The organism is Actinoplanes sp. NPDC048988, from assembly GCF_043197815.1.
GTDB lineage: Bacteria > Actinomycetota > Actinomycetes > Mycobacteriales > Micromonosporaceae > Actinoplanes.
In genome coordinates, this window is record NZ_JBICTW010000013.1 from 143,660 (window position 1) to 160,848 (window position 17,189).

At 70.3% G+C, this 17,189-nt stretch carries 16 protein-coding genes; 7 read left to right on the forward strand and 9 right to left on the reverse strand.

Translation table 11 applies throughout. The features are described from left to right. The first annotated feature begins 7 nt into the window (after nucleotides 1-7). Genes ACGFJ7_RS32625 through ACGFJ7_RS32640 form a run of 4 tightly spaced genes read left to right on the forward strand, consistent with a single transcriptional unit; the run spans nucleotide 8 to nucleotide 3,762 of the window. Entirely contained in the window at nucleotides 8-1,063 is a 1,056-nt protein-coding gene (locus ACGFJ7_RS32625; RefSeq protein WP_360253458.1) for an ABC transporter permease, read from the forward strand. 3 nt (nucleotides 1,064-1,066) lie between these two features. After that, nucleotides 1,067-1,882, forward strand: a complete 816-nt coding sequence (locus ACGFJ7_RS32630; protein ID WP_360253460.1) for an ATP-binding cassette domain-containing protein — start codon at nucleotides 1,067-1,069, stop codon at nucleotides 1,880-1,882. Nucleotides 1,883-1,891: 9 nt separating this feature from the next. Beyond that, on the forward strand, nucleotides 1,892-2,902 hold the full coding sequence (locus tag ACGFJ7_RS32635) for a Gfo/Idh/MocA family oxidoreductase (protein ID WP_392645588.1): 1,011 nt from the start codon (nucleotides 1,892-1,894) through the stop codon (nucleotides 2,900-2,902). Then, entirely contained in the window at nucleotides 2,899-3,762 is an 864-nt protein-coding gene (locus tag ACGFJ7_RS32640) for a sugar phosphate isomerase/epimerase (protein ID WP_360253464.1), read from the forward strand. The genes ACGFJ7_RS32635 and ACGFJ7_RS32640 overlap by 4 nt, the downstream gene beginning before the upstream one ends. A gap of 6 nt (nucleotides 3,763-3,768) precedes the next feature. Here ACGFJ7_RS32640 and ACGFJ7_RS32645 read toward each other — a convergent pair whose 3' ends face one another. From ACGFJ7_RS32645 to ACGFJ7_RS32660, 4 genes are all read right to left on the reverse strand, one after another. Continuing rightward, on the reverse strand, nucleotides 3,769-4,242 hold the full coding sequence (locus ACGFJ7_RS32645) for an SRPBCC family protein (protein ID WP_360253466.1): 474 nt from the start codon (nucleotides 4,240-4,242) through the stop codon (nucleotides 3,769-3,771). Beyond that, entirely contained in the window at nucleotides 4,239-4,550 is a 312-nt protein-coding gene (locus ACGFJ7_RS32650) for a metalloregulator ArsR/SmtB family transcription factor (RefSeq protein WP_360253468.1), read from the reverse strand. Before ACGFJ7_RS32650 ends, ACGFJ7_RS32645 begins: the two co-directional genes overlap by 4 nt. A gap of 52 nt (nucleotides 4,551-4,602) precedes the next feature. Then, nucleotides 4,603-5,112 carry an NUDIX domain-containing protein gene (locus tag ACGFJ7_RS32655; RefSeq protein WP_392645590.1) on the reverse strand — a complete coding sequence of 170 codons (510 nt, stop codon included), beginning with the start codon at nucleotides 5,110-5,112 and terminating at the stop codon, nucleotides 4,603-4,605. Nucleotides 5,113-5,203: 91 nt separating this feature from the next. Beyond that, complete coding sequence (locus tag ACGFJ7_RS32660; protein WP_360254020.1) at nucleotides 5,204-5,482, reverse strand: hypothetical protein; 279 nt, start codon at nucleotides 5,480-5,482, stop codon at nucleotides 5,204-5,206. A gap of 297 nt (nucleotides 5,483-5,779) precedes the next feature. Here ACGFJ7_RS32660 and ACGFJ7_RS32665 point away from each other — a divergent pair, with 297 nt between their 5' ends. Further along, a complete protein-coding gene (locus ACGFJ7_RS32665) occupies nucleotides 5,780-7,546 on the forward strand; it encodes a serine/threonine-protein kinase (RefSeq protein WP_392645592.1) in 1,767 nt (588 codons plus the stop codon). A 24-nt stretch (nucleotides 7,547-7,570) separates the two neighbouring features. On the opposite strand, the gene ACGFJ7_RS32670 is transcribed toward ACGFJ7_RS32665, so the two are convergent. Genes ACGFJ7_RS32670 through ACGFJ7_RS32680 form a run of 3 tightly spaced genes read right to left on the reverse strand, consistent with a single transcriptional unit; the run spans nucleotide 7,571 to nucleotide 10,376 of the window. Further along, nucleotides 7,571-8,164: a GNAT family N-acetyltransferase gene (locus tag ACGFJ7_RS32670; RefSeq protein ID WP_360253474.1), complete on the reverse strand. Its 594-nt coding sequence runs from the start codon at nucleotides 8,162-8,164 to the stop codon at nucleotides 7,571-7,573. Then, entirely contained in the window at nucleotides 8,161-9,678 is a 1,518-nt protein-coding gene (locus ACGFJ7_RS32675; RefSeq protein WP_392645594.1) for an APC family permease, read from the reverse strand. Before ACGFJ7_RS32675 ends, ACGFJ7_RS32670 begins: the two co-directional genes overlap by 4 nt. Nucleotides 9,679-9,725: 47 nt before the next feature. Next, nucleotides 9,726-10,376 (reverse strand): GPP34 family phosphoprotein, encoded by a 651-nt coding sequence (locus ACGFJ7_RS32680; RefSeq protein ID WP_360253478.1) that lies wholly within the window; start codon nucleotides 10,374-10,376, stop codon nucleotides 9,726-9,728. Between the two features lie 461 nt (nucleotides 10,377-10,837). Here ACGFJ7_RS32680 and ACGFJ7_RS32685 point away from each other — a divergent pair, with 461 nt between their 5' ends. After that, nucleotides 10,838-11,608, forward strand: coding sequence for a class III extradiol ring-cleavage dioxygenase (locus tag ACGFJ7_RS32685; protein WP_360253480.1), 771 nt, complete (start codon nucleotides 10,838-10,840; stop codon nucleotides 11,606-11,608). A 96-nt stretch (nucleotides 11,609-11,704) separates the two neighbouring features. Then, on the forward strand, nucleotides 11,705-12,715 hold the full coding sequence (locus ACGFJ7_RS32690) for a TerC family protein (RefSeq protein WP_360253482.1): 1,011 nt from the start codon (nucleotides 11,705-11,707) through the stop codon (nucleotides 12,713-12,715). Here the strand turns inward: ACGFJ7_RS32690 and ACGFJ7_RS32695 are convergent, their stop codons facing one another. Both ACGFJ7_RS32695 and ACGFJ7_RS32700 read right to left on the reverse strand, forming a co-directional pair. Then, nucleotides 12,716-12,973: a hypothetical protein gene (locus tag ACGFJ7_RS32695; protein WP_360253484.1), complete on the reverse strand. Its 258-nt coding sequence runs from the start codon at nucleotides 12,971-12,973 to the stop codon at nucleotides 12,716-12,718. A gap of 170 nt (nucleotides 12,974-13,143) precedes the next feature. Next, on the reverse strand, nucleotides 13,144-17,169 hold the full coding sequence (locus ACGFJ7_RS32700; protein ID WP_392645596.1) for an AAA family ATPase: 4,026 nt from the start codon (nucleotides 17,167-17,169) through the stop codon (nucleotides 13,144-13,146). Nucleotides 17,170-17,189 lie beyond the last annotated feature (20 nt).

A 17,189-nucleotide genomic window follows, 5' to 3' on the forward strand; every position in this document is an offset into this window, starting at 1 on the left:
TACCGTCATGACTCAGACAGTCGCTCCGGCGCCCTCCTCCCATTCGGCCGAACGGGTCCGGCCGGCCCTGGTCAGCCGGCTCCTGGCCCGGCCCGAGATCGGCGCCCTGGTCGCGGCGATCATCATCTTCATCTTCTTCCTGATCCTGGCGCCGTCGTTCCGGTCGGCCGAGTCGTTCTTCACCGTCCTGTACCAGTCGTCGGTGATCGGCATCGTCGCGGTCGGCGTCGGCCTGCTGATGATCGGCGGGGAGTTCGACCTCTCCTCCGGCGTCATCGTCTACACGGCCGGCCTGTTCAGCTCGATGTTCTGCTGGTACTACGGGGTCAACCTGTGGCTCGGCGCGGCCCTGTCGCTGGTGTTCTGCCTGCTGATCGGCTTCATCAACGGCTATCTCGTGATGAAGACCGGCATTCCCAGCTTCCTCATCACCCTGGGCACCTTCTTCGTGCTCCAGGGAGCCAACCTGGGCGTGACCAAACTGGTCACCGAGACGGTCTCCACCCCGGACATCAGCAACATCGACGGCTTCGACTCGCTCGGCACGATCTTCGCGTCCAGCTTCAAGATCGGGTCGGTGACGATCTGGACGTCGGTGCTCTGGTGGATCTTCTTCGTCGCGCTCGCCGCGTGGACGCTGCAGCGGACCCGCGTCGGCAACTGGATCTTCGCGGTGGGCGGGAACGCGGACAGCGCCCGGGCCGTCGGCGTGCCGGTGGTCCGTACCAAAATCGGGCTTTTCATGGTGGTGTCGTTCCTGGGCTGGTTCGTCGGGATGCACCAGCTCTTCCGGTTCAACACGCTCCAGGCCGGCGGCGGCGTCGGCAACGAGTTCCTCTACATCATCGCCGCGGTCGTCGGCGGCACGCTGCTCACCGGCGGCTACGGCAACGCGATAGGCGTCGCCATCGGCGCCTTCATCTTCGGTATGACCAGCCTCGGCATCATCTACGCGGGCTGGGACCCGAACTGGTTCAAGGCCTTCCTCGGCGTGATGCTGCTGCTGGCGGTGCTGGTCAACCTGTACGTGAAACGGATGTCCACCAGAAGGAAGGTCGGCTGAGCGATGACCGATACCCTGGCCGACCACGCCGACAGAGGCCTGCACCGCGGCGAGCCGCTCGTCGAGATGGAGGGCGTCGGCAAGTCGTACGGCGCCATCCGGGCCCTGCGCGGCATCAACCTGCGGGTCAACGCGGGCGAGGTCACCTGCGTGCTCGGCGACAACGGCGCCGGCAAGTCCACCCTGATCAAAATCATCTCGGGCCTGCACCCGCACAACGAGGGCAGCCTGCGCGTCGACGGCAAAGAGGTCAACTTCGGCTCACCGCGCGAGGCCCTGTCGCACGGCATCGCCACGGTGTACCAGGACCTGGCGGTGGTCGGGCTGATGGAGGTGTGGCGCAACTTCTTCCTCGGCTCCGAGCTGACCGCGGGCCGCTATCCGCTGGCCGGGCTGAAGGTCAGGCAGATGCGTGAGATCGCCGACGCCGAGCTGCGCAAGATGGGCATCGTCGTCAAGGACATCAACCAGCCGATCGGCACGCTCTCCGGCGGCCAGCGCCAGTGCGTGGCGATCGCCCGGGCGGTCTACTTCGGGGCGCGGGTGCTGATCCTCGACGAGCCGACGGCGGCGCTGGGCGTCAAGCAGTCCGGCGTGGTCCTGAAGTACGTGGCGGCGGCCCGTGACGCGGGACTGGGCGTCGTGTTCATCACCCACAACCCGCATCACGCGTACATGGTCGGCGACCACTTCGTGATCCTCAAGCTGGGCGCGACGACGCTGGACAAGACCCGCAAACAGGTCGGCCTCGACGAGCTGACCCAGCAGATGGCCGGCGGCGACGAGCTGGCCGAGCTGTCGCACGAGCTGAAGCGCTGAGGGGCATTCATGCTGAAGGTTGGAGTCATCGGCACTGGCATGATCGGCCAGGACCACATCCGCCGGATGACGACGGTGCTGGCCGGCGTCCAGGTGACCGCGGTGACGGACGTCGACACCGCGGTGGCCGCGTCGGTCGGCGCGCGCATCGGCGCCCAGGTCCACGCTTCCGGATCCTCGGTGATCAACTCGGCTGATGTGGACGCGATGGTGGTCTGCTCGTGGGGCCCCACCCACGAGGAATACGTTCTGGCCGCGATCGCGGCGGGCAAACCGGTGTTCTGCGAGAAGCCCCTCGCGACCACGCAGGAGGCCTGCCTCCGCATCGTCGACGCCGAAGTGGCCTCGGGCCGCCGCTTGGTGCAAGTCGGGTACATGCGCCGCTATGACGCGGAATACCGGGCGCTGAAGGCCTCCCTCGCCGCGATCGGCCGGCCACTGATGATGCACTGCGCCCATCGCAACGCCAGCGTGCCGTCGTTCTACGCGAAGGAGATGGCGATCACCGACACCGCCGTGCACGAGATCGACATGGTGCGCTGGCTGTTCGAGGACGAGGTGGCGGCCATCCGCGTCCTGGTTCCCCGGCGCAGCGGCAACGGCGGGGACCTGCAGGATCCGCTGTTCGTGGTGATGGAGATGGCGGGCGGCGTCCTGGTCGACGTGGAGATCTCGGTGAACATCCGGTACGGCTACGACATCCGCGGGGAGGTGGTCGGCGAGAACGGCACGGCCGCGCTGGGCAACGCCTCGCTGGTCACGATCCGGCACGGCGGTGTCGCGGCGGATCCGGTGCCGGCCGACTGGCGGGAGCGCTTCCTGCGGGCGTACGACGTGGAGTTCCAGGAATGGATCGACTCCCTGGCGGCGGGCGGCGGGCCGGTCGGCCCGAGCGCCTGGGACGGCTACGCGGCGGCGGCCGTGTCGGACGCGGGCGTGGCCGCCCTGCGAACCGGCTCGCGGGTGCCGGTGGCGCTGGCCGAACGCCCGAAGCTGTACGGCGTAGAGGTGGCGGCGTGAAGATCGCCCTCGACCCGTACATGCTGCGCCAGGTGCCGCTGCTGGACCTGCCCCGGGTGGTGGCCGACCTCGGCTACCACCACATCGAGATGTCCCCGCGCGACGACTTCCTGCCGTTCTTCGTCCACCCCCGGGTGGACGGGGCGGGGGTGGCGGCCTTCAAGCGGGCGCTGGCCGCGGCCGAGGTGGAGGTGGCGTCCGTTCTGCCGCTCTACCGCTGGTCGGGCCCGTCCGAGGACGAACGCCAGGCGGCCGTACGGTATTGGAAGCGCGCCATCGAGATCACCGTGGACCTCGGCGTCGACGTGATGAACTCCGAGTTCAACGGCCGCCCGTCACGGCCGGACGAGTGCGAGGCCCAGTTCTGGCGCTCGATGGAGGAGCTGCTGCCGATCTTCGAACGGGAGGGCGTCCGGCTCGTCCTCGAACCCCACCCGGACGACTTCGTCGAGGACGGCATCGCGGCCGTCAACCTGATCCGCGGCATCAACTCGGACCGCGTGTCGTTCCTCTATTGCGCCCCGCACACCTTCCATCAGGGCGGAGACCTTGAGGCGATCATGAGGTACGCGGGTCCGCTGCTCACCCAGGTCCACATAGCCGACTCGTTCGACTTCCGCGGCTCGTCCGGCCTGCGCTACATCGTCAACCCGCCCGGCTCGACGGCCCGCGTCCACCAGCACTTGGACATCGGCCAGGGCGAGGTCGACTGGGACACCTTCTTCCGCACCCTGCACGAGGTCGATTTCGACGGCATCGCCACGGTCTGCGTCTTCGCCTGGGAGGAGCGGGCCGAGGACAGCGCCCGCTACAACCTGAGCCAGATCAGCCAGTACACCCAGAAGAACACTCGTCAGTAGCCCTTTTCACTGGAACAGCGCCTCGTAGCGCGCGAGGTACAGCGGCCAGCCCTCGGAGTGGCCGACGGCGTCGCGCAGCGACTCCCAGCCGGGACCGTGCCGGTCGATGTGGCGGTGTTCCAGCTCGACGCGCGTCTGGTCGGGGCCCTCGGCGATGAACCGGACCTCGACCTCGCTCGCGTTCGCCAGATCCTCCTCGATCGTCCACTGGACCCCGATGTCCCAGCTGAACACCACCCGGGCCGGCGGCTCGTAGGCGAGGATCCGCGCCCACCGGCACTCGGTGCCGTCCTCGGCGCGGTCGTAGATGGTGCCGCCCACCTTCGGCTCGAACACCGTTTCGACGATGGGTGAACTCATCAGATTGTGCTCACGCGGCTTGAAGTCCCCGAACCGCTGGGTGAACACCTCGAACGCCCGCTCGACGGGCGCCTTGACCACGATCTGCCGCACCACCGTGGGTGCCGAAGTCTCCGTCATGTCGTCTCCTCCTCGACGGTCTCTTGATAACCCCGGAGCGCCCGGCTCCAGAAGGCATCGAGTTGATCGCGCAGAGCGGCCACGCCCGCCGGGTTGAGCCGGTACACCCGCCGCGTGCCGGCCGCCTCGTCGTCGACGAGCCCGGCCTCCTTGAGCACCTTCAGGTGCTGGGACACCGCCGGCCGGCTGATCGGCAGCTGTTCGGCCAGCTCGCCCACGGCCCGGGGCCGCTCCGCCAGACAGGCGACGATGGCACGCCGGGTCGGATCTCCGAGGATCTCCCACCCATCAGGTCGGTAAGTCGCCACGAACCGTAAGCTACGACTTACCGAAGCTCGCGTCAACCCCGCGCGGCGACGATCAGAGCGCGTCCGGCTGGTTCAGCGCCGCGTGCTTCTCGCCCGGGGCGGCGTACCAGGCCGCGGTGTCCCCCGACAGGGCGGCCTCGATACGCAGCTTCGACCAGTCGTCGAGCGGGGGCAGCGCCTCCGGCGCGAACCACCCCACCTCCAGCGACTCGTCGTCCGCCACAGTGGCCTCGGTGGACAGCGCCCGGCACAGGAACCACACGTTCAGGAACTCGCACTGGTCCCCGTTCGGATAGACCACCGGATGGGTGGCCACCCCCGCGAGCCGGACGATCTCCGCCCGTATCCCGGTCTCCTCGAAGACCTCCCGCAGCGCCGCCTCGGCCGGCTGCTCACCCGGATCGACGGTCCCGGCCGGCACCGACCACCGCCCGTTGTCGACCCGCCGAGCCAGCAGCACCCGCCCGTCGCCGTCGACGACAACGCCACTGGCGCTGGGCAGAAACAGCAGTTCATGGCCGACGTGCGCACGCATGCGAACGACGTAGGGAGGAACAGGCACGAACTCACCCTACTGCCCAAGATCCAGCCCACCCGCCGCTTGCGCGAGCCGAAACAGGTTCGCTGCGGCTGCGCGCCTTCGGGCGGTGAGGTCAGGCCGGGTGGGGTGGCCAGGAGAGCGGGTCCGGCGGGCTCAGGCGGGAGCGCAGCTTGCCGGCGCAGTCCGCCAGCGCGCGGTGAGGGTCGAGGTCGAGGCTGGCGATGGCGACCAGGGCGGTGAAGGCCACGTCGGCCAGTTCGGCCGCCACGTCGTCGCGGGTGTGGGTGACGCCCTTGCGAGGGTTCTGGCCGAGCATGCCTATCCAGGCCGCGGCGGCCTCGCCGGCCTCCTCGGTCACCTTGAGGATGCGGCAGGTCAGCTCCAGCGGCATCGTGCCGTTGTTCAGGTCGAGCCAGCGGCGGGCCTCGTCCACCGCCGGCCAGATCGGATCCGTCTCGCCCACGCTCGCCCCCGCCTCGCCGTGCCACTCGTCGCCCGCCACGGTAGCGGGACGCGTCGCTGTGGCGGGAGGAGAACGAGACTCGCCGGGGCGGGGTGACGGCCACCGGCGCGGACTGACCTTCTGTGACAGAACGGGCGCCGGGTGGTTGCCCGTACCGGCATCGATCTGGACGATCGTCGCGGTTCGGCCACGTTGGACGCGCTCGATGGAAGGATCCGACCACAGGTGCAGTCATCCCCCTCCCTAACCGGTGGACTCATCGGAGGCGAAGCCGCCACCGCCGACCTCAGCGGGCGATGCGTAGGCAACTCGTACGTCCTGGTCTGTCCCGTCGGGCACGGCGCCACCGGCACCGTCTGGCGTGGCATCGACCGGTCCACGGGCGCCGACGTCGCGGTCAAGCTGTTGCACGAAGGCCTTCTGCGGCAGCCGAAGCTGGTCATCCGGTTCGTGCAGGAGCGCACGATCCTGATGATGATGCGGCACGAGAACATCGTCGGCGTCCGCGACCTGTTCAGCGTGGGCGGCTCGCTCGCGCTGGTCATGGACTATGTCTCCGGCGGGAGCCTCCGGCAGTACGTGCGGGCGATGGGCACCCTGCCGCCGGCCGACGCGGCCGAGCTGCTCGCGCAGGTCGCCGCCGCGCTCACCCAGGCCCACGAGCTCGGCGTGGTGCACCGCGACGTCAAGCCGGACAACATCCTGCTGCAGGAGGCCGCCGGCCGTTTCGAGGTGCGCCTGACCGATTTCGGCATCGCCCGGGTGCTCGACGCCGCGGGGCTCACCACGCCGCACGCCATCGTCGGCACCCCGCACTACATGGCGCCCGAGGCGATCCAGGGCGAGGCCTCCCCCGCGTCCGATGTGTACGCGGTCGGCGTCGTCCTCTACGAGCTGATAACCGGTTCGACGCCGTACGCCGGTGAGCCGCTGGCCGTGCTGCGCGGGCACCTCGACGAGCAGCCGGTGTGCCCGCCGGGCGTCCTGCCCCCGGTGTGGGAGCTGATCGCGTGGTGCCTGGCCAAGGACCCGGCCCGCCGCCCGACGGCCGCCGAGCTGGTCTCCGCCCTGCGGGAGCTGGCCCGCGAGATGACCGGCGTTCCCGCCCTGGCCGGGCAGACCCAGGAGCACGACGGCGCGGCCACCGCGAGCCTGGGTCTGCGCGCCGTGTCGCATCCGTCGTCCCGGCCGGCCCCGAGCGGCCGGAAGCGCCCGCGCAACGGGCCGCGCACCTGGAAGTGGCGCCGGCCCGGGATGATGGTCGCGCTGATCGGCCTGGCCGTCGCCGTGTCCGGCGTGGGCGGCTTCAACGCGTGGCAGCTGCTCGACTCCCCCGGCTCGGGGGTGACCGCGGCTCCGGCCGTCACGTCGCCGTCGGCGATGCCGAGCGCGGCCGCGGGTGCCCCGAAGGCCGCGGTGAAAGCCCCACAGCCACCGCCGGTCGCGGCCGGCCTCCCGCCGATCTCCGGCAGTCTCATGTCGGGTAGCGCCGGGAAAGGCGAACTGAGCGGCGGCGGAGGCAGCGACGCGATCCCCAGCTCGGAGGCGTCGGCGCGGCCACCGGGCGCGCGGGTCTCGGTGGGGCCGACCGGCGTCGGGGTGACCGTCGGGCCCGGCCGGGCCGAGGCACAGTTCGGGCCGTGGCGCTGCGGTGACGAGTACAGCTGGGATCTGGGCCATCCGGTGCTGGCCAAGCCGTGCCACGCCCTGGGCGGGTCCGTCCGGGTGGCCGGTCAGATGGAGGCGATGCCCGGTGTGCAGGCCGACATCGAGCTGACCGTACGGGACGCGGACACCGATGACGTGGTCGCCGGCCCGTACCGATGCAAAAGTCTGATGTTCACGGACTTCGCCCTGCGGCACACCTGCGGCCCGGCCGACCTACGGCCCGAGCACGGCGACCGCCAGGTCGTCGTGGCCATGTCCTGGCACTACACCCAGCGCCCGCTGATTCCCGGCGGCGTCACCCGGGGGCCGGCCTTCCGCTGGTGAAGACAGCGGAAGGCCGGCGACGGATCAGGCCGCGTGCCACATCCGGTAGAACGCCGTGCCGTCGGGCAGCAGCATCTCGAACGGGTCCATGTCGACGTAGCCGGTCCGGCGGTACAGCCGCACGTTGTTCTGGTTGGTCGCCTCGAGGTAGACCGGCACGCCGGTCTCCTTGAGCTCGTCGTGCGTGCGGTTCATCAGCAGGCTGCCCAGACCGTGGTGCTGGTGGTCGGGGTGGACCGCGAGGAACGCCAGGTGCCAGTGCGGGTCGTGCGGGTGGTGCTTCTCGAAGAGCTCGTCCAGCGCGACGAACCGGTCGTGGTAGTCACCGGCCAGCGTCTTCAGGCGCTCCTCGTAGTTCTCCGGTCCGGCCGACTCCTTGGTGTAGTCGAACCACACCGCCGTAGCCACCAGGCCCTCGCCGTCCGGGTTGTCGATCACGTCGACCCGGGCCGCGGACTCGGTCAGCAGCGTGAAGAAGTCGGCCATCACCCGCAGCCGGTCGTCCAGCGACGGCACGAGGTACCGGTTGGCGTCCAGCTCGAAGAACGAGTGGCTGATCAGCAGACCGACGTCGGCGATCTCGTTCTCGCGGGCGGGACGGATGGTGCCGTAGCTCACTTGCTCTCCTCGGTGCTGGCGAGGGCCGCGGAGAACCCGCCGCCCCCCGTTGCGGTGGCGCTGCGGGCTCCGAGCCCGATGCCGGCGTAGACCTGGGGGTTGCTGGACCGCAGGATCAGCGCCCAGAGAAGGCCGGCGACGAACAGAACGGCGAACGACAGCGGTACGACGATGGCGGGCGCGCTGCCGGGCTCCACGCCGAGCAGCGTCGCGATGTTGTCGATCGCCAGGTAGGTCATGATGATCAGCAGGATGGTGCTGATCACCGGGGCGCCGATGCGGTGCCAGACGTCCTCGCCCTCGGGGTGCTTGAGGAAGTAGCCGATGACGGCGATCGAGGTGATGCTGACCAGGATCAGCACGCCCAGGCCGCCGGCGGTGCCGCCCCAGAAGAACATGTTGACCAGCGGGTCCCAGCCGTTCACGGCGTAGACGACGATGGCGATCAGGCCGAGGGCCGACTGGGCCAGCGAGCCGTTCTTGGGCGCGCCGGTGCCGGGCACGGTCTTGCCGAACGCGCGGGGCAGCACGCCCTCACGGCCCAGCGAGAACGTGTAGCGCGAGATGATGTTGTGGAACGAGATCATCGCGGCGATCAGCGAGGTCAGGAACAGCGCGTGCCCGATGTGCAGGGCGGCCCCGCCGAGCTGGTCGGAGGCGACGTTGAAGAACAGGTCGGGGCCCTCGTTGGCGGCGCGGCCGACCACGTCGTCACCGGCGGCCGAGATCATGGCCCAGGCGGCGAAGCCGTACAGCACGGCGATGATGGCGACCGAGAGGTACGTGGCCCGGGAGACCGTGCGGCGCGGGTCGCGCGACTCCTCGGAGAACACCACCGACTGCTCGAAGCCGACGAAGCCGGTGACGGCCATGACCAGCAGCGCGCCCGAGCCGGCGCCGACCAGCGTGCCGGGGTCCAGCGGGGCCGAGGAGGCCGAGAAGTTCGGCGAGAAGATGTCGGCGAAGCTGAACGCGATCACCACGACGATCTCGGCGACCAGGAGCGTGGCCAGGACCTTGCCGTTGACGGCGACGTCGAGCACGCCGAGGACGGCGGTCAGCGCCCAGCAGATCAGCGCGAGGACCCACCACTTGACGTCGAGGCCGAACCAGTCGGAGAACAGCGGGGCCGCGATGGCGCCGAAGCCGCCGTACGACGCGATCTGGAACATGTTGTACGCGAGCAGGGCCACCCAGGAGGCGCCGACGCCGAGCGGACGGCCGAGACCCTGGGAGATGTAGGCGTAGAACGCGCCGGCGTTGGCGATGTGGCGGGCCATAGCGACGTAGCCGACCGCGAAGATGGCCAGCACCACGGCGACCGCCACGAAGGCGATGGAGATGCCGGTCAGACCGGTGACGGCGAGACCGGTCGGCACCACGCCGGCGACGACGGTGAGCGGCGCGGCCGCGGACATCACGAAGAAGACGACCGCGGCGACGCCGAGCCGGTCGCGGGCCAGTGCGTTCGACAGCTGGCTCTGTTCAGGGGGTTGTGTGGACGTGGTGGACACGCGTATCTCCATGAGGGGGTTGGGAAGGGGAAGGTGGTCGCGGGAGGTCAGGCTCGGCGGGCCATGACGGCGTCGCCGACGGCGGCCTCGGTCTGGCTCACCAGCTCGTGCAGCATCGCGGGGAGACGGCGCTTGAGCTGGTCGAACAGCTGGGTGCGGCCGCGGGTGTCGAGGGTGACGAAGACGTGCTGGTCGAGTCCGGTGGCGAGGATGAGCCCGGCCAGGACAAGGTCGGGGACGTCGAGCATCTCGCCGCGGCCGATGAAGGTGCGGATGCGGGTGGCGGGCCAGCCGGCGATCATGGAATCGCTCGGCACGAACGACACCTTGGCGCCGAACAGGCCGCGTTTCTCCTGGCGCTGCACCAGGCCGGCCCGGGACAGGCGGCGCTCGACCAGGTCGACGGCGATGCCGGTGGCCAGGAACGAGATCCAGTCGCGGATGGCCCGGTGGTGGCCCTCGCGCAGCAACTGGTCGAGGACGGCGGTGGCCGCCGGGTCCCCGGTGGGGCGGTCGTCGATGATCTGGATCTTGCCGTCGACCAGATCGAGCCGGCGCCAGAGCACCAGCTCGCCGATCAGGGCGGCGGCCATGCCGAGGCCGAGGGTGGCCGGGGAGAGCAGGCACTTGCCCTTGACGGAGTCGTGGGCGGTGAGAAACAGATCATCGGCGAGGGGTAGCTGCGGCGAAGTCGCCACTGCCGGGCCTCCTCTCCACGCGCGCGCCTAGTCGCGCGGTGACTAGCTGTGAACTTCGCGCGGTGACTACCGAGAGTAGTTTCGGTGGCTCGACGCGAACGTTACGGTGAGCGCCCCCCAGCACGACATCGGGTAGCATGCCAGCACCCTCAACTCGGCGCAATGTCCTCATGAGACTAATTTTCAGTCCGATGTGCTTTCCTCGCGGAGGCGGGACCCAAGTCGTCATCTACCAGGCACTCCACGTCCGGGGGACGACGCCCGTAAAGAGGATTTAACGAACGCCGAAGTGGACTGTTGGCAAGATCAACTCCCCGGTTATTTTCTGCACCTGCTCAATAACGGATTGTCGCCCCTACGGCGCGTGAACACTGAGGGTAATGTCATCCGTTTTAGTTGACGCTACAAGTAATTCGTCGTATCGTGGAGGCAGGAAAGTTGAACCTTCAACGGAGGTCATCATGGCCCGCATGCCCGCCCTGTTCCTCAGCCACGGCGCCCCGCCGCTGGTCGACGACGCGCGCTGGGTGAGCCAGCTCCACGAGCTGACCGCCGGCCTGCCCCGCCCGAAGGCGATCCTGATGGCCTCGGCCCACTGGGAGTCGGCGCCGCTCATGCTGGGCGCGACCGAGCCGGTGCCGCTGGTCTACGACTTCGGCGGCTTCGAGCGGAAGTACTACGAGGTCACGTACGCGGCGCCCGGCGCACCGGAGCTGGCCGCGCGCGTCGAGAAGCTGATGCCCGACACCGAGCCCGTCGCCCGGACCAACCGCGGGCTCGATCACGGTGCGTACGTGCCGCTGACCGTCATGTATCCCGACGCCGACATCCCCGTACTGCAGATGTCCCTGCCGACCCTCGAACCCGATCGGCTGCTCGAGATCGGCCGCCGGCTCGCTCCGCTGCGTGACGAGGGCGTGCTGATCGTCGGCTCCGGCTTCACCACCCACGGCCTGCCGTTCCTGCGCGACTGGCGACCGGACGCGGCCGCGCCCGGCTGGTCGCGCGAGTTCGACGCGTGGGCCGCCGAGACGCTGGCCCGGGGCGCCGTCGACGAGCTGGCCGATTTCCGCGACCGCGCGCCCGGCATGCCGTGGGCGCACCCGACCATCGAGCACTTCGCGCCGATGTTCCTGACCCTCGGCGCGGCCGACGACCCGGAGCGGGCGCCCGAGCAGCCGATCGACGGCTTCTGGATGGGCCTGGCCAAGCGATCTTTCCAGGTCGCGTAAAGGCGGCCGGATCTGGCGTTATTCAGGAATCTCCCAGGGTAAGCGGGGACGATTGATCGGCAACCGCCCCGCTTATCGCCCGGAGGTTCCCCACTCATGCCACTTGAGGTCACCGCGCTCGGCTGGACGTTGACGATCGGCGTCATCGTCGCCCTGCTCGCCCTCGACCTGACATTGGGCGTCCTTCGCCCCCACGCCGTCGGCTTCCGCGAGGCCGCCGCGTGGTCGATCTTCTACATCACCGTGGCGGTCGCCTTCGGTGTGGTTTTCGGCATGATCGCCGGCTGGGATTTCGGCGCTCAGTACTTCGCGGGATACATCGTCGAGAAGAGCCTGTCGGTCGACAACCTCTTCGTCTTCGTGATCATCATGAGCACCTTCGCGGTGCCCGAGAAATATCAGCAGGAGGTCCTGACCTTCGGCATCATCATCGCGCTGGTGCTGCGGGTCATCTTCATCGCGCTCGGCGCGACGCTGCTGTCGCTGTTCTCGTTCATGTTCCTGATCTTCGGCCTGATCCTGATCTTCACCGCGGTCCAGCTCTTCCGGCATCGCGACGAGGACCCCGACATCGAGGACAACGCGCTGGTCAAGGCCAGCAAGCGTTTCCTGCCGGTCACCGACGACTACATCGGCGGCAAGATGATCACCCGGGTCGACGGCCGGCGCGTGGTCACCCCGATGTTCATCGTGCTGATCGCGATCGGCAGCTCCGACCTGCTGTTCGCGCTCGACTCGATCCCGGCCGTGTTCGGCGTGACCGACGAGGCGTTCATCGTCTTCGTGGCCAACGCGTTCGCCCTGCTCGGCCTGCGCGCGCTCTTCTTCCTGGTCAAGGGCCTGCTCGACCGCCTGGTCTACCTCTCCACCGGCCTGTCGCTCATCCTGGCCTTCATCGGGGCCAAACTCGTGCTGCACTGGCTCCACGAGGACGTCACCAAGTCGGCGCCCGAGATCTCGACGCCGGTGTCCCTCATCGTCATCCTGGTCATCCTGGTCGTCACGACGGTGGCCAGCCTGATGAAGACACGAAAAGACCCGGATGCCAAAGCCCACGCGGGCAGCATCCGGGCCAAGTCAGCGGTCCCCGAGGACCGCAAACGCTAACTAGCCGAGGTAACCGCCGAGGCCGGCGGTCTGACGGTCGCCGGCCTGCTGACGGTGCAGGTCCTGGCGGTACAGGATCGCGCGGATCTCCGCGGTCTCGGCGGCGGTGTGGCGGCTGATGAGCTCGTCGAGCTCGGCGCGCTCGGCGGTCGTACGGAAGGACGCGAGCTCATCGGCGAGCTTGCGGTGGGCGACCCGCATCGTCCGGCGGTTCGCCAGAACGGTGCGAACGTCGCGAAGCTTGGTCGTGAACGGCATGGCCGACTCCTTAACGGATCGTGATGGCGATAGGCCTCGTCGCCTTCCTGTACAACGATCCGCGAGGCGGGCTTCATACCCAAATCACGCAGGTAAAACGTTCGATACGGAAGTGACCGCGGCCACTGGAATCCTGTAGCGGCGGTCACTCTCCGTACTGAAAGTCCTGGTCAGACGTTTGACGTGAACTCCGCCACTGAGGGCAGTCGTGAGGACAGCTGGGTGCGGGACCGCACGCCCAGCTTGCGGTACACGCGGGTCAGCGTCGCCTCGACCGTCTTGACGCTCAGGAACAGCCGGCTCGCGATCTCCCGGTTGCTCGACCCGTCCCGCACCAGGGCGGCGATCCGCAGCTCGGTCGAGGTCAAACCAAGATCCAAAGGAGCGGAGTTGCTTTCCGTACGGGCGAGAGCCCGCTCCGTCTGCTCGGCCCACGGCTTGGCGTCGGCCGCCAGGAAGATCGCCAGCGCGGCGCCGATGGCGACCCGGGCCGCGGCGTACCGGCGCCGCCGGCGTTCCGCGCTGCCCTGCACCAGCAGCGCGTGCGCCTGCTCGATGGGCTGATGCAACTGCGCGAAGTGCTGGGCGGCCGCGGCCGACAGCCGTACGGCCGACTCGGCCTGCCCGCTCTCGGACAGCACGACGGCGGTGGCCCGGTCCAGATAGCCGCTCAGCCCCGGATGGTCGCCGAGCCGGTGCGCGGCCGCGCGGGCCTCGGCCAGCATGGCGGCCGCCTCGGCGTGCTCACCGAGCGCGGCCAGCCCACCGGCCAGGTCGCCGTGCCACCGCACGATCATCGGGTCGGCCCCGCCCGACTCGGCCTCCAGCTCGCGCAGCCGCAGCAGCGCGGCCACACCGGCCCGGGTCTGCCCCGCGCGCAGCTCCGCCTGCCCGAGCGCGTGCAGATTGCGTCGCAGGTAGAGGGTGTCACCCTCCTGTTCGGACGCGCGCACACCCCGGCGGGCGAAGCCGGTGGCCGCGGCCAGGCTGCCGCCGGCCAGTTCGGCCACCGCCGCCGTGTGCCAGGTCGGCCCCGGGCTGAGCCCGGCCCGCTGCGCAGCGCGGACCGCCCGGTGCGCGTACCGCAGCGCCTCCCGGCAGCGCCCGGCCCGGGTGGCCACCTCGGACAGGCTGCGCAGCACCTCGACCCGCGCCTCGCCGATGCGGTCCTGCTCGGCCACGACGAGCAGTTTCAGAAGTTCGTCGCGGGCCTCGTCCAGCCGGTCGTCCACCATCGCGAACCGGGCCGCCATGTACCGCGGCCCGTAGTGCAGCCAGTCCGGCGCCGGGGCGGCGGGCAGGGCGAGCGCCTGCCGCAGCGTGCGCGGCCAGCCGGGCTCGCCGCGCAACCGCTGGATCTGGGCGAGAATGCTCAACGCCATCGCCTCGGTGGTCGGATCACCGGCGTCGCGGGCGGCGGCCACGGTCCGCCCCGCCTCGGACTCGGCCGCGTCCGGATCCCCGGTGAGGAAGGCGGCCCAGGTCAGCCGCAGCCGCACCGGCGCCAGCAGGGCCGGATCGTCACCGGCCTCGGCCAGCGCGGCGGCGAACGTCTCCCCCATGTCGGCCAGCCCCTGCCCGGCCAGGTCGAGCAGCACGACCCGGGCCCGCACCCGGTGACCGGCCGGCGCCCCGCCCGCGAGGACCGCCTCGGCCGCCCGCCCGGCCAGCGCGGCGGCGCCCGAGGTGAGGGCGGTCCGAGCGGCGGCGACCAGCCAGTCCAGCCGCAGAGCGGAGTGCGTGTGCGGGCACCGGTCGGCGGCCAGCAGGTAGAGCTCGGCGGCGGTGCGCCCGGCACCCCGTTCGGCACACCGGTCGGCCGCGGCGGCCAGCGAGCGGGCGACGGCGGCATCCGGCCGTCCGCTGCGCAGCGCCCGGTGCCGCAGCGCCTCGACCGGATCCACGGCCCCGGCGGCCAGAGCGGTGTGCACCTCGACCCGCTCCCCCGCACCCGCCTCCTCGGTGAGCACGGTGGCCAGCAGCGGCGGCGTGAACCGCACAACCTCCCCGTCGAGCCGGACCACACCGGCCCCGGCGGCATGCCGCAGATCCCGTACGGCGTCGTCCCGCCCCGCCCGAAGCAGCACGGTGACAGTAGACTCGACCGCCAGCGCGGCGGTGAGAAGCGTCCGCCGAACTTCCGGCCCGAGCGCGGCCAGCCGCTCCCCCAGCATCTCCCGGGCCGCCTCGGGCAGAGGAGCCGGCCGCCAGGCCGGCCCCGGCGCCACCGCACCCCCGAGCGTCAGCGCGAGAAACGGATTCCCCGCACTGGCCTCATGCATCCGGCTGGCGATCCGGCAGGGCAGCCCCCGAGCTTCAAGCAGCTCAGTGAGATCGTCAGCCGACAGAGGCGGCACCCCCAGTTCCAGCACGGGCGCCGGACAGAGCCGCGCCGCCCGATGCCGCTGCCCACCACCTTCAAGCCGCCGCACACCCCCGCCCGGCACCACGGAAGTTCCAGCTCCCCCCACCGGCACGACCAAAGCACCACCACCCCCGAGCGGCAGAGCGGAACTGCCAGCTTCCCCACGCAGCAGAGCGGAACTATCGGCCTCCCCGGGCAGCAGAGCCGAACTCTCAGCCTCCTCGGGCAGCAGGGCGGAATTGCCGGCCTTCCCACGCAGCAGAGCCGAAGTGCCAGCCTCCTCGGGCAGCAGGGCGGAATTGCCGGCCTCCCCAGGCAGGAGAGCCGAACTCCCGTCCTCCGACCGCAGTAGAGCCGAAGTGCCAGCCTCCCCGGGGCGCAGGGCGGAAGTGCCGACTCCCCGCGCCGAGGCCCGAGCGTCCAGCCGCTCATGCTCGGGCCGCGCAGGCAAGTCGTCTTGCTGCTCGCGCCCGCCCAGCGCGGGCGGATTGCCGGGGTTCTCCCGGCCCAGCCTCGCCGGCGAAACAGCCGGGCGTTTCCGCCCCGCCGTCGAAGGCGAAGTGCCCGCGCGCTCCCGCTCCAGCTCCCCAGGCGAAAGGTCGAGGTGGTCACGCCCCACCTGGGAGGGCAAAATGTCCGGGCGCTCTCGGCTCAACCTTGCCGGCGAAATTTCCGAGCGCCCACGGCCCGGTCGTTCGGAGGAAATGTCGGGACCTTCTCGCATTGACCCTGCGGGCGAATTGCCCGAGTGCTCACCGTCCGAACATTCGGTCGATATGTCCGGATGTTCGCGAGTCAGGACTGCCGACGAAATGTCCCGGTGTTCACAGGCCGGGGCTCCCGGCGAACTGTCCGGCCGTTCATGAGCCAGGGCTGCCGGCGAACTGTCCGGCTGCTCATGAGCCAGGGCTGCCGGCGAACTGTCCGGCTGCTCATGAGCCAGGGTTCCCGGCGAACTGTCCGGCTGCTCATGAGCCAGGGCTGGCGACGAACTGTCCGGCTGCTCATGAGCCAGGGTTCCCGGCGAACTGTCCGGCTGCTCATGAGCCAGGGCTGGCGACGAAATGTCCGGCTGCTCATAGGCCGGGGCTGCCGCCAAAATGTCCGGCTCTTCGTAAGCCAGGGCTCCCGGCGAAATGTCCGGGCGTTCGCGGGCCAGGGCTCCTGACAAAATGTCTCGGCGTTCACGGGTCAGGGCTGCCGGCGAAATGTCGGGGTGGGTACGGCTCAACCGTGCGGGCGATGTGTTCGGGCGTTCTTGCGCCGGCGGGGCGGGTCTGATGCCGGGGTGTGCGGGTTCTGGTCTGGGTGATGGGGCGTCTGGGCGGCGCTGGGCGGCTATCGCGCGCACGCGGGGGCCGGGGCGGCGGCGCATGGCGAACGCGATCAGCTCGGCCGACTCGGCGTCGAGCCACTGGCAGTCGTCGAGGATGAGCAGGACGGGCCGGCGGCGGGCGGCGCGGGCCAGCAGCAGCGGCAGGACCAGGCGGCGGGCCAGGGCGGGGGCGCCCGCTCGCGGGGGTAGGCCCTGGCGCAGGGCGGCCAGGGCGGCGCGCTGGGCGGGTGGCAGGCCGGCGGCCGCCTCCTCCGGGAGCTGGGTGACCAGGTCGGAGATTCCGGCGTACGGCAGGGAATGCTCGCTCCGTACGGGCCGCAACCGGACCACCAGCTCGCCTCGGGCGGTCGCCGCGTTCGCGACCGCGTCGAGCAGGGCCGTCTTGCCGATGCCGGCCGGGCCGTGCAGGGCGACCCCGCCGCCCGCGGCGAGGCGGCTCTCGATCGTGGCAAGGAGCTCATCGCGCCCTCGCAGGGCGGTTCCCTCGGGCAGCACAGGCCCACCCCCTCCGCTCC